Source organism: Pseudomonas sp. ATCC PTA-122608 (genome assembly GCF_001952855.1).
Taxonomy (GTDB): Bacteria; Pseudomonadota; Gammaproteobacteria; order Pseudomonadales; family Pseudomonadaceae; genus Aquipseudomonas.
Genome location: NZ_LPNO01000006.1, coordinates 219367 through 244245 on the forward strand (window position 1 = coordinate 219367; position 24879 = coordinate 244245).

General features: G+C 62.4%; 6 protein-coding genes. 3 read left to right on the plus strand and 3 right to left on the minus strand.

All coding sequences use genetic code 11. The annotated features are described in order from the left end of the window. The first annotated feature begins 79 nt into the window (after window positions 1-79). The 3 genes from AU074_RS08145 (at window position 80) to AU074_RS08155 (ending at window position 5345) form a co-directional block, all read left to right on the plus strand. Window positions 80-928 (plus strand): formylglycine-generating enzyme family protein, encoded by an 849-nt coding sequence (locus tag AU074_RS08145; protein ID WP_076014346.1) that lies wholly within the window; start codon window positions 80-82, stop codon window positions 926-928. Window positions 929-1131: 203 nt separating this feature from the next. After that, entirely contained in the window at window positions 1132-2790 is a 1659-nt protein-coding gene (locus AU074_RS08150) for a cyclic peptide export ABC transporter (RefSeq protein WP_076014286.1), read from the plus strand. 95 nt (window positions 2791-2885) lie between these two features. Beyond that, entirely contained in the window at window positions 2886-5345 is a 2460-nt protein-coding gene (locus tag AU074_RS08155) for a TonB-dependent siderophore receptor (RefSeq protein ID WP_076014287.1), read from the plus strand. Window positions 5346-5420: 75 nt separating this feature from the next. Here AU074_RS08155 and AU074_RS08160 read toward each other — a convergent pair whose 3' ends face one another. The 3 genes from AU074_RS08160 to AU074_RS08170 form a co-directional block, all read right to left on the minus strand. Continuing rightward, window positions 5421-6380 (minus strand): alpha/beta hydrolase, encoded by a 960-nt coding sequence (locus tag AU074_RS08160; protein WP_076014288.1) that lies wholly within the window; start codon window positions 6378-6380, stop codon window positions 5421-5423. Window positions 6381-6440: 60 nt separating this feature from the next. Further along, window positions 6441-16832: a non-ribosomal peptide synthetase gene (locus AU074_RS08165; RefSeq protein WP_076014289.1), complete on the minus strand. Its 10392-nt coding sequence runs from the start codon at window positions 16830-16832 to the stop codon at window positions 6441-6443. A gap of 129 nt (window positions 16833-16961) precedes the next feature. Further along, window positions 16962-24878 carry a non-ribosomal peptide synthetase gene (locus tag AU074_RS08170; protein WP_076014290.1) on the minus strand — a complete coding sequence of 2639 codons (7917 nt, stop codon included), beginning with the start codon at window positions 24876-24878 and terminating at the stop codon, window positions 16962-16964. Window position 24879: the final 1 nt, after the last annotated feature.

Below are 24879 nucleotides of genomic sequence, written 5' to 3' on the forward strand. Positions count from 1 at the left end.
TTCCCTTCCCCTATAGAGACGACACATGAACAGTGCCCCGCTCCCTACCCGCCAGCCCCGTTCGTTGCGAGCGCTGCTGATGCTGTGCCTGGCGACCCTGCTCGCCAACCTGGCGCCCCTGACTGCACACGCGGCAACCGCTCCAGCCCCGGGCAAGGTGTTCAAGGACTGCAAGAATTGCCCGGAAATGGTGGTGCTGCCCGCCGGCAGCTACCTGATGGGCACGCCGGAAGACGAGATCGGCCGTGAAGGCGACGAGGGCCCGCAGCACACCGTGACGTTCGCCAAGCCCTTCGCCATGAGCCGCTTCCATGTCACCGCCGCCGAACTGGACGCCTACATCCGCGAAACCGGCGTAGTGATCAAGGACGGTGATACGCGCCCGGGCCGCCTGTGCAAGGCCAGCAAGCCCAGCTACAAACAGGGGCCGCGCCAGCCGGCGGTGTGCATCGACTACTTCGAGGTCCAGGCCTACACCGAATGGTTGTCGAAAAAAACCGGACAGAAGTACCGCATGGTCAGCGAGTCCGAACGTGAGTATGCCGCTCGCGCCGGCAGCACCGGATCATTCCCCTTCCCGTTCGATGACGAGGGCGAATACCAGATCAGCAAACATGCCAACACCTACGGCCCCAAGGATGGCTATACCTATAGCGCACCGGTAGGCAGCTACCCGCCCAACGCGTTCGGCATGTACGACATGCACGGCAACGTCTACGAGTGGGTTGCCGACTGCTGGCACCCCAACTACGAAGGGGCACCTGCCGATGGCAGCGCCTGGTTGACCGGTGGTGACTGCAACGACGCCCACATCCGTGGCAACGACTGGGGCGAAGCGCCGGTATTCTCCCGATCGGGAAACCGTAACAGCCGCGAGAAAAATGTAAGAGGTGATTTCCTGGGGTTCCGCGTCGCACGGGAACTCTGACGCTCAAAACCATGTGGTGAGGGCGCCCGCCCCTCACCACTGCGCGTGCGCCGCGCGATGCTGCCCTAAATCCCGCACCACTCCCTTCGTCTATTCGCTAAGAACCCAGCAGGCCAGAAGCCTCCAGGCTTGCCTTGCGGATCGTTCGTGCCTGCCCGTTTCGGCCCGCAATTGCCGGGCATCCCCACACACAGGAAGATTTCATGACCAGCCAACCACGCGGCGCCATCAGCGAACTGTTCGCCCTGCTCAAACCCTTCTGGCCCATTGTGACGCTCTCGATTGTGCTGGGCATGGTAGGTGGCCTCGCCATCACGACCCTGCTGGCGACCATCAACACCTCGCTGCACTCGGACGAAGGCTTGACCCAAGGCGTGGTCCTGCTGTTCGCCGGCCTGTGTGTACTGGCGCTGACCAGCTCGATCTTTTCCGATATCGGCACCAACTATGTGGGCCAGAAAATCATCGCGCGACTGCGCAAGGAGCTCGGCGAAAAAGTCCTGTCGGCGCCCATCGAACAGATCGAGCGCTACCGCAATCACCGGCTCATACCGGTACTGACCCACGACATCGACACCATCAGCGACTTCTCCTTCGCCTTTGCGCCCCTGGCCATTTCCCTGACGGTAACCCTCGGTTGCCTGGGCTACCTGGCGATGCTCTCGTGGCCAATGTTCCTGATCATGCTGATTGCCATCGTCATCGGCAGCGTTGCCCAGTACATAGCCCGGGCGCGCGGCATGAGTGGTTTCTACGCAGCACGGGAGCAGGAAGAAGAGCTGCAAAAGCACTACACCGCGATTGCTTCCGGCGCCAAGGAGTTGCGCATTCACCGCCCCCGTCGCCATCGCATGAACGTGGACGGCATCCAGGCGGCGGCCAATAGCATCTGCGACACCCAGGTACGTTCGGTCAATATTTTCATCATTGCCAAGACATTCGGCTCGATGCTGTTTTTCGTGGTCATCGGTCTCGCCCTGGCCTTGCAGGCTTACTGGCCGAGTGCCGACAAGACCGTCATGAGCGGTTTCGTCCTCGTGCTGCTGTACATGAAAGGCCCGCTTGAGCACTTGATCGGCACACTGCCCATCGTCAGCCGCGCTCAAATTGCCTTCCGGCGCATTGCCGATCTGTCGGAGCGTTTCTCTTCGCCGGAGCCACACCTGTTGCTCAGCGACGCCGAAGCACCGAAAACCGTGGTGCACAACCTTGAGCTGAATAACGTGCGCTTTGATTTCCCTCCCGTGGAAGGCAGCGAACCCTTCCGCCTGGGCCCCGTGAACCTGAACATCAAGCAAGGCGACATTATTTTTATCGTCGGCGAGAACGGTTGCGGCAAGACCACGCTGATCAAACTGTTGCTGGGGCTCTACGCACCACAACAGGGTGAGGTGCGCCTCAACGGCCACGCCATCACAGCCGAGAACCGCGACGACTATCGCCAACTGTTCACCACGATCTTCGCCGACTACTACCTGTTCGATGATCTGGTACGCGACGACCTGCACATCCCCGACACCGCCAACCAATACCTGCAACGCCTGGAGATCGCCCACAAGGTCAGCATCAAGGACGGCGCCTTCACCACCACCGACCTCTCCACCGGCCAGCGCAAACGCCTGGCCCTGGTCAATGCCTGGCTTGAGGAACGGCCGGTGCTGGTGTTTGACGAATGGGCGGCTGACCAGGACCCGACCTTCCGCCGGATTTTCTATACCGAACTGCTGCCGGACCTCAAGCGCCTGGGCAAGACCATCATCGTCATCAGCCATGACGACCGCTATTTCGACGTCGCCGACCAACTGGTGCACATGCGCTCGGGCAAGGTCACGGCACAACAACAGGAAATTGCCGAGGTTTAATTTCCGGTTTTGCCGATGACGTGCGTCTCACTTGGTAACTGAGAAGTAATCTCACTAAGATCTCTCGATCGTTGACCCTTAAGAGCACTCCAATAATGCCTGCACATCGACTTCGCCCCCACGTCCTGGCCATGATGATTCGCCACGCGCTCACGCCAAATCTGCGCGTTTGCGCGGCTGGCCTGGCAGGGCTTCTGCCCATGCTGGTACACGCCCAGGAAATGCCCTTCAACATTCCGGCGCAGTCGTTGAGCAGTGCGTTGCAGGCTTTCGGTACCCAATCCAACCTGCAAGTGCTGTATAGCCCGCAGGACCTTGAGGGCAAGCGCAGCACCGCCGTGCATGGCAACCTGGACCCTTCTGCCGCCATCGCCACCTTGCTGCAGGGCAGCGGCGTGCATTTCCAGGTGCAAGGCTCTGCGGTGACCGTCAGTGCCTCGGCGGGCGGCGCGCTGGAACTGGGCGCGACCACCATCAATGGCCAGACACTGGGGTCGACCACTGAAAACAGCGGTTCCTACACCACCGGCGCAATGCAGACGGCCACCAAGTTACCCTTGTCCCTGCGTGAAACCCCGCAGGCGGTGACGGTGATCACTCGCCAGCGCATGGACGACCAGGGCATGCGCAGCCTCGACGATGTGGTCCAGGCGGCACCGGGCCTGCGCCTGTCCGCGGCGCGACCGGCCAACAGTGAGTTTTTCGCCCGCGGTTTCCCCATCAACAACCTGATGTTCGATGGCCTGCCCACGACCTATTCCGCCGACTGGGTCGCCACCGCCGACCTGGCCCCCTATGACCGTGTCGAAGTGGTACGCGGTGCCACGGGCATGATGCAAGGCGCCGGTGACCCTTCGGCCGCCATCAACATGGTGCGCAAGCGTCCTACCAAGGAGTTCCAGGCGAGCGTCACCGGCAGCGCCGGCAGTTGGGACAACTACCGCAGCGAGCTGGATGTGTCGGGGCCGGTCAATGACAGCGGCACCGTGCGTGGTCGCTTCGTCGGCGCCTACCAGGACAAGGACAGCTACCAGGACTACGCAGGTCGCGAGCGCGGCGTGTTCTACGGCATCACCGAATTTGACCTCAACGACAGCACCACCCTGACCGTGGGCGCGTCTGATCAGAATGACAATAACAACATCAACTGGGGCGGTTTACCGGTGAACCCCGACGGCAGCAGCATGGGTTTCTCGCGCTCCCAGACGTTCGGCTACAACTGGTCGCACCAGGACATTGACAACAAAACCGTGTTCGCCGAAGTGGATCACCGCCTCGACAACGACTGGCGCCTGCACTTTGGCGCGTCGAAAAACTGGTCCGACTTCAAGCTGCTGGGTGCAGTGCTGGAACGCAACAGCGACTACTCCTACCGGCAACGTGTGTTCAACCAGAGCCGCGACTACGACCAGTCCACCTATGACTTCTTCGCCAGTGGCCCGTTTGCGCTGTTCGGCCGCCAGCATGAACTGGTGGTGGGCGCCAGCAAGCGCCAGCTCAAGACCGAAGCCACCGGCGGCACGATCTTCTTCAACAACGTCGACATCAACAATTTCAACCCCAAAGGTCAGCCAAAACCAACCGTTCCAGACGTTTACTCCCTCAGCGAAAAGGTCAACCAGGAAGGCCTCTACGTCACGACTCGCTGGAATGTGGCCGATCCGCTGAAGGTGATTCTCGGCGCGCGCCTGGACTGGTACGACTCCAATGATGTCTACAACCAGATCAGCGACCAGTACTACACCTCGGGCAAAACCAAGGTGGTGCGTAACCTGACCCGCTATGCCGGTGTCATCTATGACCTGGACGACACCTACTCGCTCTATGCCAGCTACACCGATATCTTCCAGCCACAAAGCGAGAAGGACGAGCTCGGTGCCAGTATCAAGCCCATCACCGGCAAGAACTATGAAGTGGGTATCAAGGGCGAATACTTTGACGGCGCGTTGAACGCCAGCGCCTCGTTGTTCCAGATCGACCAGCTCAACCGCGCTGCTGAAGTGGCCGACTACACCAGCTGCAAGGTCATCCCGACCGGCAGCTACGCTTGCTATGAAGCCGCGGGCAAGGTCAGGAGCCGGGGTATCGAGCTGGAGATCAACGGTGCGCTGACGCCGAACTGGCAAGTGGGTGCCGGTTACACCTACGCCCAGGCGCTGTACGAGAAAGATGCCGACAAGAACAAGGAAGGCACCCTGTTCGACACCGACGTACCACGCCACCTGTTCAAGGCCAATACCACGTACCACCTGCAAGGTGACCTGAACAAACTGCGTATCGGTGCCAACGTCTATAGCCAAAGCGGTACGTATAACAAAGGCGTCAGCACCTTCAACGGCCAGCGTCAAAACTTCCACGTCGAGCAGGACGCCTATGCCATCGTTGGCTTGATGGCCGGCTACCAGGTCACCAAAAACCTGGACACCCAACTGAACGTCAACAACGTGTTCGACAAAAAGTACTACCAGGGCATCGCCAGCAACTCCACCTGGAGCCCGTATGACGTCTACGGTGACCCACGCAACTTCACCGTGACCGCCAAGTACACCTTCTGATAGCGGTTAAACGGCGTAAAAAAAACCGCATCCCTGGGGATGCGGTTTTTTTATGCCCACCGTAAAACCGGTGTGTCAGCCCAGGCGCTCGGCCAACGCCAGGACAATACGCTCCCGAGCGACATCGGCTTCATCAACGATAGAGCCCATGCGCAAGAAATCATGGGACATGCCCTCGAACACCTCCAGTTGCACCTGCACGCCCCCAGCCTCGAGATGCCGGGCGTAGGCCACCGCTTCATCATGCAGCGGGTCGCACTCGGCCACGATCAGCAAGGCCGGCGCCACGTGAGCGCTCACCTCGCCGAGCAGCGGCGAGAAACGCGGGTCCAGGCGGTCGGCCGGATCGTTCTGATACTGCTGGTAGAACCACTCCAGGGTGTCTTTTTCCAACAAGTGCCCAACCCCGTAGCGCTCCACCGAAGCACTGATGCGGCTGGCATCGGTCACCGGGTAAATCAGCACCTGCAGACACGGGCGAGGCAGCTCCTCCTGGCCAGCGAGGCTGCTGGCAAGCACCGTCGCCAGGCTACCGCCAACGCTGTCGCCAACGACCGCCATGCGCTCAGCATCGATACCCAGTTCCCGCGCATTGAGCGCCAGCCATTGCCACGCGTCCTGGGCATCATTGAATGCCGTCGGAAACCGCCACTGCGGGGCCAGCCGGTAACCCACCGACAACACCGGCAACCCGCACTCCTGAGCCAGGTTCCAACACAGGGCGTCGTGGGAGTCGAGACTGCCCACCACATAACCCCCGCCATGCAGGTAAAGCACGGCGCCACTCAGTTGGCTAGCGTCCAGTTCGGGCGGCCGGTACAACCGGGCCTCTACACGGTGACCATCGCGGGCCGTGAAGGTACGCGACTCGATAAACGCCGGCTCATCGGCACCCGGGTCCATCAGTGCCGAGGATTGATCGAACTGGCGACGGGCTTCTTCCGGTTGCAGCTGGTGCATCGGCAGCGCTTTTCCGCTGCGGCGGCCGCTTTCCACCAACTGGAGGTAGGCGGCGAGATCAGGATTAAGGGGCATGGGCAAGGTTTCTCCAGACAGGCGCCGCCGGTGGCGGCGCCTGTCGACACAGGTCAAGGTTCAGGAAGGCTCGGCGACGATGGTCAAACCATCCAGGGCGTCTTCCAGTTCAAGCAACACCGACAGCTCCCTGGGCACCTGAAAGTGCCCGCAGGTCAGCGGGAGGCCAGGCAGGTCGGGGCAACCGATCTGCCGGGCCAGCTCACGTTGTTCATCTTCACGCCCCGCCACCCACCAGCTCAGGGGGCGCGCCGTCACTTTCGGGCAATAATCCAGCTCGCGGGACAGCCGCTTGAGGGTACGGGCGCAGGCAAATACCTGCGCCAGCTCATCCACCCCCAGGCCATGCGTGGCCGGCCGTTGGCTGAGGGCCTCACTGATCAGGGCACGCGCAAGCTGCGGGCTTTCCTGGCGGGTATCGCTGACATCCACGGCCCCCGCGTCGGGTGCCGTCGCCCGCAACAGCTCGCTCAAATCATCCAGCCAATGGTCCTGCTGTTCGGCGTTGGCGGGTGACGGCACAAAACTGTCGAGCAACGCGACAAACTCGACCGTCTGCCCCTGCTGCTCAAGCTCAGCCGCCATCAGCAGACTCAAGGTGCCGCCCAAGGACCAGCCCAACAAGCGATAAGGGCCTTGGGGCTGTTTGTTCCGCAGATAGCCGACGTAGTCCCGGGCGATGGCCACCAGCGATTGATCCTGCCAGCTCGGGTCCAGCAGTTGTCGGGCCTGGATACCGATCACCGAGCACTTGCCGTTCAGACGGCGTGCGAGCGGCTCATAGTCGAATACCGTGCCGAAACCGGCATGTACACAGAACAACGCAGGCGTGGCACCGAGCTCGGCATTGAGGGCCAGCAGCGGCACGTTCTTGCCAGGCACGGCGGTGAGCTGCGCAATGCTCGGCTTCTGGATCAGGTCCCGCAGGCGCAGGGTGAAACCGAACTTCTTCAGGCTGCGGGACTTGGCCACCACTTGCATGCTGAGGATCGAATCACCCCCCAGCTCAAAGAAGTTATCCGTTACCCCGACCCGCTCCACTTTGAGAATGCTTTGCCAGATATCCGCCATGGCCTGTTCCAGCTCGTTGCGCGGTGCCACATATTCACTGCGTGCATCCGGAATCGGCAGGGCGTTGCGGTCCAGCTTGCCATTGGGATTGAGCGGCAGCCGGTCGAGCACGATCAATTGCGCCGGAACCATGTACTCCGGCAGCGCCTGCTTCAAGCGCTCGCGCAGTTGCTCGACGATCCCGCCGTCCTCATCGCCGTTAAGCGTGACGTACCCAAACAGTTGATTGCCGCCAGGCCCCTCGCGCACCACGACGGCGGCATGCCCGACCTCTTGCATCGCATTGAGGCGGGCCTCGATCTCTCCAAGCTCGATACGGAACCCGCGGATTTTCACCTGGTTATCCAGGCGACCGAGGTAGTCGAACGTACCGCTCTCGCGCTGGCGCACCAGGTCGCCGGTGCGGTACAGGCGGCCACCCGGGGTAAACGGATCGGCCACGAAGCGCTCGGCCGTGAGCGCGGCACGGTTCAGATAGCCCCGTGCAACACCCTCCCCGCCCAGGTACAACTCCCCCGCGACACCCGCCGGCAGCGGGTTGAGGTCGATGTCGAGGACGTAGGCACTGCGCTGGCCCACACATTCGCCGATCGGCGCATAAATCGCCCCACACGCCTGGCCTTCAGCAGCCTTCCAGATCAGTGGCGTAACCACGGTTTCCGTCGGCCCGTAACCATTGATGATGTACTGCGGTTTAAGCGCCTCACGGGCCAGGGCATAACTGGCCTCTGGCACCGCGTCACCGCCAAAGCAGTAGATCCGCACCGACGGCGGGTTGCCATCGAGCCGTGCGTGTTCGGCCAACTGCAACAGGTACACCGGTGGGAACGCTGCCACAGTGACGCCGTGTTGGTGCATGGCCTCGTAGGTCTGCTCGGGGGTCCAGAGCTCGTCGTCACGCAGCAACAGGCAACCGCCGTGCGTGAGCGTCGTGAGCCAGCGCTCGTGGGCACCGTCGAAGGCGAATGACATAAACAGCAACTCGCAGTCGGCGGGACTCATTTCGTAGCGCTCGCCCACCGCACGGCAATGCATCGCCAACGGTCCATGACTGACCACCACGCCTTTGGGCTGGCCGGTAGAACCGGAGGTGTAGATCACGTAGGCGAGGTTTTCCTCGTGCACCCGATGCGCTGGCGCGGTAACAGGCCACTGGCTGCCGTCCAGGCGGTCAAGCTCCAGCACATGCAACGCCGGGCTGATTGGCAGGCTGGCGGCGAGCCGCGAATCGGTCAACAGTAAAGCGATGCCGGAGTCCTGGATCAAATAGCTCAGGCGCTCACGCGGGTAAGCGGCGTCGATAGGCACATAGGCGGCCCCCGCCTTGAGCACCGCGAGCAAAGCCACGATCATGGTTTCGCTACGAGGCAACGCCACGCCGACCCGTACTTCCGGCCCCACGCCTTCGGCGATCAGTTGATGGGCCAGTTGGTTAGCGCGGGATTCCAGCTCGGCGAACGACAGGCTTCGGTTGCCGACCTTGACCGCCGTTGCGCTGCCCTGGTGCTCGGCCCAGTACTGGATGCGTTGGTGGACCAAAGGCTGCGGCAGGTTTTGAACTGGGGTCGGGGCGTACACGGCCGGCGTGTGCAGCAGGCCGAGATTGCCGACACGCTGGTCGGCGTTCGCCGACAGTGCCAGCAGCAACGCTTCCATGTTGGCCCGGATCCCTTCCACCGCCACATCGCTGAAGCATTGGCGCAGGTACATGTACTCAATCGCCAGGTAGTCTTCCAGGGTCACCATCAGGTCCATCGGGAAGTCTGTCAGGCCCGCCCCGCCGACGTCGCCGAAACGCAGCGAATCATCCTTCCACTCCCGCAAAGTGCGATCCAGCGGTTGGTTTTCAAAGACGATGATGCTGTCGAACAAAGCCTGCCCGGAACGCCCGGCCCAACGCTGGATATCCCCCAGCGGGGTGTATTCATGGTCGCGCAGCTCCAGGTTGACCCGCTGCACAGCCTGCAGCCACTGGCCCACACGGGCTTGCGGATCGACGTCGTGGATCACCGGTAACGTGTTGATGAACAGCCCCAACATGCTCTGCGCGCCCGGCAAGGCACTCGGACGCCCGGCCACGGTAGCCCCGAAACACACACTGCGCTGGCCACTGTAACGGCTGAGCAACAACAGCCATGCGCCCTGTACCAATGTGTTCAGGGTGATGCGCTGCGCCGCGGCAAACGCCTTCAAACCCTGGGTCACCTGGGGTGTAAAGCGGCTGTACAGGGCTTTGTGCCCATGCTCGCGCTCGCCGCTGGCGAAGGCATCCGCCAGGTAAGTCGGCTCCTGGAACTCGGCCAACTGGCGACGCCAGAAGGTTTCGCTGATCACGCGGTCCTGCTGGCGCAACCAGCCAATGTAATTGCGATACGGCACCACAGGGTCCAGGGTTTGCCCGGAATATCGGGCCAACACTTCGCCCATCAACTGGGACGTGCTCCACCCGTCCAGCAGGATATGGTGATAGGTCCAGATCAGTTGATAACGGTCATCCGCCAGGCGGATCAGCACCACACGCTGCAACGGCGCCTGGTCGAGGTTGAAGCCCCGCAGGCGCTCGTCCCGTGCCATGTCCTTGATCAATCCGTCCGTGGCCGCCTCATGGCGCCAGTCGAGTTCAGTCATCGGCAGGGCAACGTCGCGCAGGACGAATTGCAGCGGCTCGTCCAGGTCTTGCCAGAGGAACCCGGTGCGCAACACGTCGTGCCTTTGCGCCACGTCGGCCCAGGCCTGGCGCAAGCGCTCTACATGCAAGCCGTCGACCGAAACGTTGAGCTGATTGATGTACAGCTCGTCTTCAGGATTGCTGTTCAGCCCCAGGAACAACATGCCCTGCTGCATCGGTGAAAGGCTGTACACGGCCTCGACCTGCCCATGGGGAATGGGCAAGGCCTGCACCTGCTGTTCGCTCAACCCATGCAGGGTGACCGGTTGCGTATTGACCTGGGCACGAACCGGGGCCACGTTGGCGGCCAGTTTCTCGATGGTCTGTTGCAGGAACAGATCCTTGGGCGCCATCTGCAAACCCGACTGCCGGGCCTGACTGACCACCTGGATCGAGATGATGGAATCCCCGCCCAAGGCGAAGAAGTTATCGGTAATCCCTACCCGGGGCAGGTTCAGCACGTCTTGCCAGATATCCGCCAATTGGCGCTCAATCGCCGAACGCGGGGCAACGTAGTCAACCAACGCCTGGCTGACATCCGGCGCAGGCAACAGGTTGCGGGCGAGCTTGCCGTTGGCCGTGACGGGCATGCCATCAAGGCTGATCAGGTGCGCAGGCACCATATAGTCCGGCAGCCCCTGGCCGAGGAAGCTTGCCAGCTCGCTGCGCAACGCATCGCCAGCCTGGGCTGAGGCACTGTTCACCGGTACAAAATAGCCAACCAGTTGCGTGCCCAAAGGCCCGCCTACCGCCAGCACCACCGCTTCGCGAACCTGCGGATGCTCCATCAACCGCGCCTCGATCTCACCCAATTCAATGCGCAGGCCACGGATTTTCACCTGGTGGTCAATTCGCCCGACGTAGTCAATGACGCCCTCCTGCCGGTAACGCGCCAGATCGCCGGTGCGGTACAAGCGGCCACCTCCCACCGGGTCGAAAGGGTCGGGTACAAAGCGCTCGGCGGTCAGGGCCGCACGTTGGTGGTAGCCCCGGGCAAGGCCAATACCCCCCAGGTACAGCTCACCGCTGACACCGCGTGCCGCCGGGTTCAGGCTCGACTCAAGAATATGGGTCTTGAGGTTATCGATCGGCCTGCCAATCGGCACGCTGACCCCGTGCTCTTCGCCGCAGGTCCAGTGGGTGACGTCGATGGCTGCTTCGGTCGGACCATAGAGGTTGTACAAGCCTGCGCCAGGCAGACGGGCACGGGTCTGCTCCGACAGAGCCTTGGACAGCGCCTCGCCGCTGCAGATTACGCGGCGGATGCCACGACAGGCTTCCACCCCTTCACACGCCATGAAGGCCTGCAACATCGAAGGCACGAAATGCAGGGTGCTGACCTCGTAACGCAAGATTGCATCGCGCAGGCGTTCCGGGTCGCGGTGTTCTCCTGGCTGGGCAATAGCCAGTCGCGCGCCGGCCATCAGCGGCCAGAAGAACTCCCACACCGAGACGTCGAAGCTGAAAGGGGTTTTTTGCAGCACCGTGTCATCGGCGTGCAAGGCGTAGGCCTTCTGCATCCAGTTGAGCCGATTCAGCAACGCCTCATGGGTATTGCCTGCTCCCTTTGGCCGGCCCGTAGAGCCCGAGGTGTAGATCACATAGGCCAGGTTGCCCGGTGCCAGCGACGGCTCAGGGTTACGGTCGCTGTAGCCCTCCAGCCAGTCTCCGTCCTGATCCAGGCAGACGGTTTGCACCGACTCGGGGACCGGTAGTTGTTGCAGTAACGCGCTCTGGGTCAACAGCAAGCCCACCCCGCTGTCGGCCAACATATAGGCCAGGCGGTCGGACGGGTAATCCGGGTCGAGGGGCACGTAGGCGCCCCCCGCCTTGAGAACCGCCAGCAAGCCGATCACCATCCCCAGGCTACGCTCCAGGGCCACACCCACCAACACTTCCGGGCCGACGCCCAGCGCCTGCAGTTTGTGCGCCAGGCGGTTGGCACGGTGGTTGAGTTGCGCGTAGCTCAGCGTTTGCTCCGCAAACAGCAATGCCGTGGCATGAGGCTGCTGGCGTGCCTGATGCTCAAACAGACGATGGACATAGCGCTCACCGGGGTAGACGGCTTCGGTGCGGTTCCAGGTTCGAACAATTTTGCGGCGCTGTGCATCGTCCAACAGCGGCAGGTCTTCGACCCGTTGCGAGGGTTGCTCGATGACCGCCAGTAACACATTGCGCCAATGCTGCCCCAACTGCTCGATGGTGCCGGCGTCGAACAGTTCGCTGGCGTAGGTGAACGCTGCCGACAGGCCATCCTGATGCTCGACGGTGTCCAGCGTCAGGTCGAACTGCGTGCTGTGGGCCTGCCAGTCGAGCCCTTCGACGGTAAGCCCCGGCAATGGCTGACGGCTGCTTTTGGCATCGGTCTGGTGGTTGAACATCACTTGGAACAACGGGCTGTGGTTCAGGCTGCGCTTGGGCTGCAACACATCGACCAATTGCTCGAATGGCAAGTCCTGATGGGCCTGGGCCTCCAGCGCTGTCTGTTTGACCTGTTGCAATACCTGGGCAAAGCTCACCAACGGTTCGAATTCGGCCTTGAGCACCTGGGTGTTGACGAAAAAACCGATCAATCGCTCGATATCCCCCCGTGTACGGTTGGCCACCGGCACGCCGACACGCACCTCGGCCTGCCCCGAGTAGCGGTGCAGCAAGGTCTGGAACGAGGCCAGCAACAGCATGAACAGCGTGACACCCTGGCGCTGGGCCAGGGCCTTCAGGTCATTGATCAACGCAGGTTCGAGGGTGACGGCCACTTGGGCGCCGGCACGACTGGGCGATGCCGGGCGCGCACGGTCGGTGGGCAACTCCAGCACAGGCTGCTCGCCGCCAAGTTTTTGCGTCCAGTACGCCAGCTGCCGGTCGCGTTCGCCGGCCTCCATCCATTGGCGTTGCCAGGCGGCGTAGTCGGCATACTGGATCGGCAACGGGGCCAGGTCCACCGCCTGGCCCTGGCTGAAGCCGGCGTAGAGTTGCACCAGTTCGTCCACCAGGATCGGTGTCGACCAACCGTCAGTCACGATGTGGTGCAGGGTCAATACCAGCACCTGCTCCTCGTCGCTCAAGTGCAGCAAGCGTGCCCGCAGCAACGGCCCGTGCTCCAGGTCGAACGGCTGCTGCACCAGGGCCTGAACCCGCGCGGCCAACTGCGCCTGCCCGGCCAAGGCCTCCTTTGGCAGCACAAACTCGCCGGCCGGATGGATGACCTGCAACGGCGTATTGCCGTCCTGGGTAAACGTGGTACGCAGGGTTTCGTGGCGGCCGATCAATGCTTCGAACGCACGACGCAGCGCTTCGCTGTCCAGAGGCCCGCTCAGGCGCAAGGCCGCGCTGATGTTGTAGGCGGCGCTGGTGGGTTCCAGTTGCCAAAGAACCCACTGCCGTTGCTGTGCATAAGACACCGCAATGGGTTGGCTGCGGTCGACCGGGGTAATCGCCTGCACGCTGGCAGCACTCGCTGCCCGCCCCGCCAGTTCGGCAAAGCCGGCCAGGTCCTGGGCCTCGAACAGCCGACGCAGCGGCACTTCCAGGCCCAGGCGCTGACGGATACGGCCGATCATCTGCGTTGCCAAAAGGGAATGGCCACCCCGCTCAAAAAAGTTATCACTCAGGCCAACTTGCTCGACCTTCAGCACCTGCGCCCAGATCTCAGCCAGCGCCACTTGCAGCGGGGTGTGCGGCGCCACATAACTCGCTTGCGGGGCACTGTTGGCGTCCAGCCGCGGCAAGGCCTTGCGGTCCAGTTTGCCATTGGGTGTCAGCGGCATCTTTTCTACAAAGGCCAGGTAGGTCGGCACCATGTAGTCCGGCAACTGCTGTTTCAGGCAGGTTTTCAGGGTTTGTCGCCAGGCATTCTGGGTGTCGTCATCGGCCTGGTGGGCGCTTGGGTCGTGGCTGACCAGATAAGCCACCAACTGCTTGCCCAACGGCCCGTCGATGTCGATGACCACCGCTTCGCGCACGTATTCATGAGCCTGCAGGCGCGATTCGATTTCGCCGAGCTCGATACGAAACCCGCGAATCTTCAACTGGTGGTCGAGACGGCCGATGTACTCAAGCACGCCCTCCTGGCGGTAGCGCACCAGGTCACCCGTGCGATAAAGACGGCCGTTACCGAACGGGTCCGGCACAAAGCGCTCGGCGGTCAGCCCGGGACGTTGCAGATACCCGCGGGCCAAGCCCTCTCCACCGATGTACAGCTCACCACTGACGCCCACCGGGACAGCATCGAAGTTGCCATCCAGCACATGGAACGTGGTGTTGCCGACAGGGCGTCCCAGCCAGACGTCGCTGCTGCGCTGCACATAGTGCACGCCCGACCAGATGGTGGTTTCCGTCGGGCCATACAGGTTCCACACATGGCCCGCCTGGGCGATCAGGCGTTCGGCCAACTCGGCAGTCAGGGCTTCGCCGCCGCTGAGGACTTTCTTGCCAGCCAGTGCCTGCGGGGGAGCGGCATCCAGCAGCATGCGCCAGGTGGAGGGGGTGGCCTGGATCACGCTGACGGCTTGCTCGTCGATCACCTTGAGCAGCGCGTGGGGGTCCTGGTTCTGCTGGTCTTGCAGCAGCACCACACAGGCCCCCCGCAGCAGCGGCAGGTACAGCTCAAGGCCTGCGATGTCGAAGGATAACGAGGTCAGGGACAGCACACGGTCGCCGGCGTCGACGCCCGGACGTTCAGCCATGGTCCAGAGGAAATTGACCAAGGCATCGTGGCGAATCGTCACGCCCTTGGGCAAACCCGTGGAGCCGGAGGTGTAGATCACATAGGCCAGGTTCGCCGGCAAAGCCAGCACCGGCAGGTTTTCTTCGCTGCAGTCACCCAACCAGCCGGGAGCCTGGTCCAGGCACAGACTGCTGACCGTGGCCGGCACCGCCAGTTGTTCCACCAGGCTGCCTTGGGTCAACAGCAGTTTCAGGCCGCTGTCGCTCATCATGTGCGCCAGGCGTTCACGAGGGTAGTTCGGGTCCAGGGGCACATACGCACCGCCGGCCTTGAAGATCGCCAACAGGCCGACAATCATCTCCAGCCCGCGCTCCAGTGCCACGCCCACCAGCACCTCCGGGCCGACACCCAGGTCGCGCAGCTTGTGCGCCAGTTGGTTGGCCTGTCGATTGAGCTGTCGGTAGGTCAGCGACTGCCCGGCAAAGGTGAGTGCACAGGCATCCGGAGTGGCTTGAACCTGCGCTTCAAACAGTTGCGGCACACAGTGTTCGCGGGGATAGAACGCCGCAGTGCGGTTCCAGTCCTCAACGATGCGCTGGCGCTCGTCGGCGCAGAGCAGCGGCAACTCGTTGATCCGCTGTGCAGGCTGTTGGCCAATGGCAATCAGCAGGTTGTGCCAGTGCCGACCGAGCTGCTCGATGGTACGGGCATCGAACAGGTCGACGGCGTAGGTCAGGGAGGCCGACAGGCCGGCAGCGTGCTCGGTGGTGTCGAGGGTCAGGTCGAACTGGGTGGTATGACTTTGCCAGTCCAGCCCACTGACCGTCAGGCCCGGCAAGTTACGGCTGGTGTTGGCAACCTGGGTCTGGTGGTTGAACATCACCTGGAACAACGGGCTGTGGCTCATGCTGCGCTCGGGTTGCAGCGCCTCCACCAGTTGTTCGAAGGGCAGGTCCTGATGGGACTGGGCATCCAACGCGGTTTGCCGGACCTGTTGCAGCAAGTCACTGAATCGCAGCTGCGGATCGAATTCGGCCTTCAACACCTGGGTGTTGACGAAGAAGCCGATCAGGCTTTCGGTTTCACTGCGGGCACGGTTGGCAATGGGTACGCCGACCCTGATTTCGCGCTGCCCGGAATAGCGATGCAACAGCGCCTGGAAGGACGCCAGCAGCACCATGAACAAGGTCACGCCGTGTTGCTGCGCCAAGCCCTTGAGCGATCCAAGCAACGCCACGTCCAGATCCATCGCCACGCGCGCACCGGCGCCGCTGGGCACCGTCGGGCGCATGCGGTCGGCGGGCAGTTCCAGCACCGGCTGCTCGCCCCCCAGCTTCTCCAGCCAATACGCCAATTGACGCTCACGCTCGCCGGCTTCCATCCAGTTGCGCTGCCACAGGGCATAGTCGGCGTACTGGATCGGCAACTCAGGCAGCGTCACCGCCTGGCCCTGGCAGTGGCCGGCGTAAAACTGCACCAGGTCGTTGACCAGAATCGGCATCGACCAGCCGTCAGCAACAATGTGATGCACCGTCAATACCAGCACATGGTCCTGCTCACTCACCCGCAGCAAGTTCATGCGCAGCAGCGGGCCTTGCTCCAGGTCGAACGGCTGGGCGGTCTGTGCCTGCACGTACGCCTTGATCTGCCAGTCGAGGTCGGCGCCCGCCAACGGATCGACCTGCAAGGTGAAGCCTCCCGTCGGATGCACCACCTGCACGGTCTGGTCGTCTTCCTGACGAAAGGTGGTGCGCAGCACTTCATGGCGCTCCACCAATGCCTGGCAACTGGCGCGCAGGGCATCCACATCCAGCACACCTTCAAGGCGCAGCGCGGCACAAATGTTGTAGGCGCTGCTGTCCGGTGCCAGTTGCCAGAGAAACCATTGGCGCTGCTGCGCGTAGGAAAGCAAAGGAAGCTCGGCACTGGCCCTTTTGAATATCGGGGTGAGCCCATAGAGGTTGACGCCCTGTCGCTTGAGCAAGGTGGCCAGCGCCTTGCGTTCCTTGGGTGACAGTGACTCTACGGAATCGAGCAATGCTTGCACTTGAACCTCTCCTACACCAATACCGGCTCAACGCCCGGGGGCACGCGGGGGTGTTGAACACATGAAAGAGCCGGACAATGTCCGGCTCCTTGAATGCTGAAATGTGGGAGTCAGGTGTCCCTCTCCCTCCTACGAAGTCAGCTCATCAATTTCCTCTGTAGTAAGACGTTTGAGGGCCTCCAAAGATTTAGCCAATTCGCTGTGAATCGTCTGACTCTGGTCCTGCTTGCCGGCAGCCACCTTGCTGAACGCGGCCAGGGTCGGATGTTCGAACAGTTCGCGCAGGCTGACCTCGATCGATAACTGCTCGCGCACACGCACCACCACTTGCACCACCAGCAGCGAGTGGCCACCCAGTTCGAAGAAGTTGTCACCCAGGCCTGCCTGCGGCACTTTCAACACATCAGCCCAGATTGCGGCCATCTGTTGCTCCAGCTCAGTCACCGGCGCTATATAGTCCGCCTGCAACTGGCTGACAGAGGGCTGCGGCAGTGCCTTGCGGTCCAGCTTGCCGTTGGCGGTCAACGGCAAGGCAGGCAGCATCACCCACTGCGCTGGCACCATGTAGCCCGGCAGGCTGGCACGTACATGCTCCGCCAGCGCGGTACGCAGCTCGCCCAGCACCTGCGGGCCGGCCTCGATCAGCGCCGGGTCGCGAGGCACGCAGTACGCAACCAATTGCTTGCCACCGACACCTTCGACATCCACAACCACCACGCCCAGCAGCGCCTCGTGAGCCTGCAGGCGTGCCTCGATCTCTCCGAGTTCAATGCGATAACCGCGAATCTTCACCTGGAAATCGGCTCGGCCAATGTACTCCAGCACCTCACTGCCGGGCTGTTGCCGGGCCAGGTCGCCGCTGCGGTACAAGCGCCCGCCGGGATGGATGCTGAACGGGTCAGGAACGAAACTCAGGGCGGTGCGCACCGGGTCACCCAGGTAGCCGCGCCCTACTCCCACACCGGCAATGTGCAGCTCACCCGTGGCCCGTGCCGGCATCGGCTCGAGCAAATCATTCAGCACATACAAACGGTTGTGATCGGTGCGCGTGCCAATCGGCAAGTGCGTTTGCCCAGCGGGCTCCCGGACGCGGTACAGGGCCACGTCGTCGGAGCATTCCGCAGGACCATAGGCGTTGATCAACTCGATCTGCGGGTAGCGTTCCAGCCAGCGTGCAGCGAGTGCGGGCGGCATGGCCTCCCCCGTGGTCAGCAGGTAACGCAAGGCGGGCAACGCTACTGCGGGCAGCTCCAATACCGCCTGAATCATCGCGGGGACGCACTCCAGTACGCTCACGCCCGTGGTGCGCGCATGCTCCAGCAACTGTTGCGGATCCTGGGCAATGGCATCCGGGATGATTTGCACCCTGGCACCGCACAAGGTGGCGGTGAGCAATTGCCACACACTGATGTCGAAACTCTGGGACGCCGTCTGGGCAATCACATCCGCCGCACTCAAGCCCAGGTAAGGAATTTTGCTCAATTGGTTATTGAGCATACCGGCCTGTTCCACCATCACGCCCTTGGGCACACCGGTGGAGCCTGAGGTGAAGATCACGTACGCCAGCAGGCGCCCGGCATCCATCGGCAGTGCGCGCAAGGGGTTGGTCAGCGGCGGTTGCGCCTGCACCTGCTCCCATACGAGCAAGGCCGGTGGCTGCTCAAGTCCCTCGAGTAATTGCCGGGCAAGGGTGTGGCACGCACTGTCGCACACCAGCACCGACGCACGGCTCAGGCCCAGTACATCCGTCAGGCGTTTCAGCGGCAGGTTCGGGTCCAGGGACAAGTAGCCCGCACCCGCCTTGAAGGTACCAATCACCATGCCCAGCAACGGCAGGTCGCGTTCACCCAGCACGGCGACCAGGCCATCGGCCTCGACGCCTGCCGATTGCAGGACCCGGGCCAATTGGGTGGACTGCACGTCCAGTTGGTCATAGGTCCAGCTACGGCCCTGGCAACTGGCGGCGATACGCTGGCGGTTGTCCGCAACGGTTGCGCCGAACAACCGGGCATAGCCCTCGTTGAGTGACGCTGGCAGTTGATCGACTTCGGACACGCTGTGGCTCAGGCCCGGCAGTTGATGGAACGGTTGATCCAGACCTTCGGCCAGCGCCAGCAACGTGGCCTGGAAATCAGCCAGCAAGGTTTCGATGGTCGCCGCGTCGAACAGACGCTGGTCATAGGACAAATGCAGGCCCAGCACTTCACCCGGGTACACCACCACCGTGATCGGGTAGTTAGTGTGGGTGCGAGAGGTCCCGGCCTGGACTTTCATGCTCGCCGCCTGCACCCCCACGCTGGATTCCACCGGCGCGTTTTCGAACACGAACAGGCTGTCGAACAGGGGTTGCCCGGCGCCGACTTCACTGCAACCCTGGACAGTCACCAACGGCAGGTGCTCATGCTCGCGCAACCCCAGGTTATGCTCGAACAGTGACTGCAACCACGCCCTGGCACTCTGCGTGGACTCCGCTCCCGGCACGGCTACGCGCAGTGGAATACTGTTGATGAACAGCCCTACTGTCGCCTGCATTTCCGGGAACTCGATGGGCCGCCCCGCCACGGTGATGCCAAACAGTACGTCCCGTTCGCCGCTGTAACGTTGCAACAGCATCGCCCAGGCACCTTGCACCAAAGTATTGACCGTCAATTGCGCGCTCTGCGCCTTCTGAGCCAATGCGGCACTCTGCTCGCGGCTGAAGTAGACGATCCGGTCGTCCACCGTCGCCTCGCCTTGTTCACGGTTGACGGTGTGGTCGAACGGCAACGGCGTCGGCCGCTCGAAACCACGCAGGTTGTCCGTCCAGAATTGCTTGGAGGCACCCTGATCCCATCCTTCGAGCAAGGCAATAAAATCACGGTAGCGCGAAGGCACCGGCAGTTGCACCGGCACGCCCTTAAGCAAACCGTCATAGATTTTGAAGAACTCATCCACAATGCCCATTCGGCACCAGGCGTCCAACAGCACGTGGTGGTTGCTGAAGACAAAACCAAAGCGCTCCGGCGCCAGCTGGATCAGGCGCAGGCGGAACGGTACTTCCCTGGCCAGATCGAAGCCCTGGTGCAACTCATCCGCCAGCTCGGCAGCCAGTTTGCTTTCGTAATCGGCACTGTCGACGTGCTGCCAATCGTAGAAACGAATGGCCGGCTCCGGTCGCCTGTGAACGATCTGCACCATGCGCTCGCTGACATCCCAGCAGAATGAGGTACGCAGTACTTCGTGGCGTCCGACGACGAGCTTCCAGGCCTGCATAAAGGCCGGCACGTCAATGCCGTGCTCCACCAGGTAGCAGTACTGCATCATGTAAATGCCCGAACCGGGCTCCAGCAAGGTGTGCAATAACAGACCTTCCTGCATCGGCGACAGCGGGTAAATGTCCTCGATGTCCCGCGCAGCCACCGGCAGGCGGTCCAGTTGCTGCTGGGTCAGGCCGGCCAACGGGAAGTCCCCCGGCGTGACACCTTGGCTGGTCTCGTCAAGACAGTGTTCGATCACCTCCTTGAGTGCCTGCTCGTAGGCACTGGCCAGGCGCTGCACCGTGTCCTCGCGGAACATCTCGCGGCTGAAGGTCCAATCCAGGGTCAGCTCGCCGTCATACACCTGGCCGTTGATGCTCAGCCAGTTACCCAGCGGCGCATCGTCGCTCTGACGCTTGCCGGTGCCTTCGCTGGCCGGTACGAACAGAGCGCCCTGGTCCCGGGCGAAACTGCCGTCGAACTGCCCGAGGTAATTGAACGTCACCCGGGCTTCGGGCAGCGCACGCAGTTGAGCGGCAAACGCCTCGGCACCGAGGTAACGCAGCACGCCGTAGCCGATCCCCTTGTTGGGCACCTGCCACAGTTGCTGCTTGATGTGTTTGATGCTCTCGCCAACCGAGGCCTGGGGTGTGAGCTTGACCGGGAACAAACTGGTGAACCAACCGACGGTGCGGCTCAGGTCGATGTCGTCGAACAGGTCTTCGCGACCATGACCTTCCAGGGCAATGCTCACCGCCGGCTGCCCGCTCCACTGGCACAGCACGCGGGCCAGGGCAGTCAACAACAAGTCGTTGACCTGGGTGCGATACGCCACGGGCGCCAACTTGAGGAGTTTGTGGGTCAGGTCCTTGTCCAGGCGTGAAGAGACGTTGGCGGCCTGACGATTGGTCAGCGCACCGTCGACGAAGTCACACGGCAACGCCGCGCTCCCCTGATCCAGCGCGTTGAGCCAATAATCACGTTCAGCCGCCAGGGCTTCATCGCCGGCATAGCGCTGCAGATTCGCGGCCCACAGTTTGAGTGAACTGGTCTTGGCGTCCAGGGTGATGGCGACGCCCTGGTCAGCCTGTCGATAGGCGGTTTGCAGGTCCTCCAGCAGCACGCGCCAGGAAACACCGTCCACCACCAGATGGTGAATCACCAGCAGCACACGTTGCTGGCCGTCCGGCAGATCGAACAGCACCGCACGCACCAACTGGCCCTCGTTCAGGTCGAGGCTGCCTTGGGCTTCATCGGCTGCATTGGGCAGGTGCGCAAGGTCATCCAGGGTGTTTTGCCAAAGGATGGGCTGAGGCGCACGGGCCCGGAGTTCCGCACGCCATTGGCCTTGCTGCTCGCTGAAACTCATGCGCAACGCATCATGGGCCTGCACCAGCGCTTGCAATGCGGCTTCCAGGGCAGCCGGGGCCATGCGTTCGGCGAGGGTCAACAGCACTGACTGGTTCCAGCGCTGCCGCTGATCGACAGGCGTCTGGAAAAACCGCGCCTGAATCGGCAACAACGGGACCCTGCCATTTGCTTCCTGCACCGGCTGTGGTGCCGTGGTGCGAGGTTTTTCCTCAACCCGTTTGGCCACTTGCGCCAACAGACCAACGGTCTGCTTTTCGAACAGTTGCTTAGGGGTGATCTTGATGCCCTGGCGTTTGGCCCGGGCAATGATTTGCAAGCTGAGGATTGAATCGCCGCCCAACGCGAAGAAGTTATCCGTGGTGCCCACCTGCTCAAGCTTGAGCACATCGGCCCACACACTCGCGAGCTTCTCTTCAATCTCGCCCACCGGTGCCACGTACTCGCGACTGACCACTTCAGGCTGGGGCAAGGCACGCTTGTCGAGCTTGCCATTGAGGGTCAGCGGCAAGCGCTCGAGCAGCAGGATATGGGCCGGGACCATGTAGTCCGGCAAGCGTGCCTGCAACTGCGGGGCCAGTGTTGCAGCATTGATGTCGGGGGCCGCCACGCAGTAAGCCACCAGTTGCAGACGGCTCGGATCACTTTCCAGGGCTTGCGCCAGGACCACCGCATCCTGCACACCCTCGAGGGTGCGTAACAGCTCGGCAATTTCCCCAGGCTCAACCCGGTAACCGCGAATTTTGACTTGCTCATCGGCACGGCCCAAAAACTCCACCCGGCCCTGTTCGACCCGTGCCCGGTCGCCTGCCCGATACAGGCGCTCGCCGTGACGCGCCTGCGGGTCTGGTACAAAACGCTCGGCGGTCAGTGCCGCGCGGCCCAGGTAACCCTGGGCAACGCCCTGCCCGCCCAGGTACAACTCACCCGCCACCCGTTCAGGCACGGGGTTCAACCCGCTATCCAGCACCCGCACCCGGCTGTTGGCCAGCGGCCGGCCCACCGGCACGGTGCGATAACCCTCGAGGTTTTCCAGCACTTCATGACTGAGTATCCCCACGGTGGTTTCCGTTGGCCCGTAATGGTTGACCACGCGGCAATCCGGATGCAGTTGACGCACCTTGTCGACCAATGACCAAGGGCACGCCTCGCCACCGACAATCAGCAGGCGCCGAGGCAGCACAGCGCCCGCGTCGGCGGCCTGCAGCAGCCCCTGCAAGTGACTGGGCACAATTTTCAGCACATCCACCTGATGCTCGTTCATGTAGCTGGCAAAACTGTCCGGGTCGAAAGCATGGTCCTTGGTCAGCAGGTGCAACAACCGGCCGCTGGCCAATGCGCCAAACAGCATGGTGTGACCCAAATCCGCCGCCACGGTCGATGCCATGGCCATGCTCGCCCCCGCCGGTACCTGCAAGCGCTCCAGGACACCTTGCACATAGTTGGCCAGCATTTGGTGGCTGAGTACCACGCCCTTGGGTTGGCCGGTGGAGCCCGAGGTGTAGATCACATAGGCGGTATGCTGGGGCAATACGTCGCTGCTCACGGCCGCGTCATCGCAGTGACTCCAGATAGCCGGTTCAAAGGCCAGTACCGGGCAGGCGTCCAGTTGCCCCAACAGCTCATCGCCAGAAGGACGAATCAGCAAGGCCGCAGCGCTGTCGACCAATAGCGTTTGCAGGCGTTCGGTTGGCTGGGCGCCGTCCAGCGGCAAAAAGGCCGCCCCGGTTTTCAGCACCGCAAGAATGCTGATGACCCACTCAACAGAGCGCTCCTGGCACAAGGCAATCAGGCTGCCGGCGCCGATCTGCTGCTGACGCAGGTAAGCCGCCAACTGGTTCGACTGGCGCTCCAGCTGAGGGTAAGTGAGCATTTGCTTGCCACACCGCACCGCTGGCGTGTCACCCGCCATTTCCAGCGATTGCTGCCACAGGCTGAGAAAATCGGTGTGCGCAAACGCGAGCACGTCACCTTCCAGGGAAGCCGGGGCGGCGTGTGGATGGTCGAGCAAGCGACTGTCCGGGGCCCGTGCCAATTGCTGCAGCAACTGCTGCAATGACTGGGCGATACGCGCAATGGTCGGCGCTTCGAACAGGTCTGTGGCGTAAGTGAACCAGGCTTCGATACCGTTCGGGCTATCGCTGAAGTCAAACGCCAGGTCAAAACGTGCGTCAGCACCGCTCAAGGGGAACTCTTCGACGCTCAACCCGCTCAGCGTCTTGCGCGCGCCTGCGCTGCTGGCTTCGCCCGCGACGTTTTGGTTGAGCTTGAACTGGAACAGCGGGTTGTGGCTCAGGTTGCGCTCCGGCGCCAGGGCATCCACCAGTTGCTCGAATGGCAATTCCTGATGGGATTGTGCGCCCCCCACCACGTGTTTTACCTGCTCAAGCAGCGCCTGGAAGGTGGTGTATTCATCGACCTGAACCCGCATGACCTGGGTGTTGATGAAGAAGCCGATCAGCCCCTCCAGGTCCTTGCGATTGCGCCCGGCGTTCGGCACGCCGATGCGGATATCTGACTGCCCGCTGTAACGCGACAGCACCACGGCCAATGCCGAGAGCATCAGCATGAACAGGGTCTGGCCGTTTTTCTGCGCCAGCGCCTTGAGGCTTGCCGACAAGGCCGGCGCAATATCCGCCCGCAGCACCGCGCCCTTGTAGCTGGCCTGGGCTGGACGCGGATGGTCCAGAGGCAACTCAAGCACCGGTTGCTCACTGCCCAGTTGCTGTTGCCAATACTGCAACTGACGCTCGCCCTCGCCCGCTTCCAGCCAGGCGCGCTGCCAGATGGCGTAGTCGGCGTATTGGATCGGCAACGGCGGCAGGTTTATCGCCTGCCCGGTCACCAGGCTGTCATAGCACTGCACGAAGGTCTCGACCATCAGTTCGCTGGACCAGCCGTCACTGACGATATGGTGCATGCACACCGTCAACACATGCTCGTGCGCCTCCAGGCGGAACAGTTTGACCCGCAGCAGCGGGTCGTTGAGCAGGTCGAACGGACGGCTCAGCTCCTGCTTGACCAGGCTGTCGAGCGTTGCACGGTCGTCCACAGCTTCGTGTTCCAGGACAACGCTTGGGTGTTCGAGGATCTCCTGGTAAAACTCGCCGTCCTGAGAGACCAGGCGCGTCCGCAGGGTTTCGTGGCGCTGCACCAGTTGGCTTAACGCCTGGTTCAACGCGTCGAGGCTCAGCTCGCCCTTGAGGCTCACGGCCATCGGGATGTTGTAGAAGGAGCTGTCGGGTTCCAGTTGCCACAGGAACATCATGCGCTGTTGCGCATACGACAGCGGGATGCGTGCCACGTCATGACGGGTAGCCGCAATCGGCAACAGCTTGAAGCTCTGGCCGGTGGCCTGCATTTTTTCCAGGATCTGGCGGCGCTGCTCCAGTGGCAGGCCAACGAAGCGCTTGGCAATCCGTTCAGCTGTAGTCTTATCCATG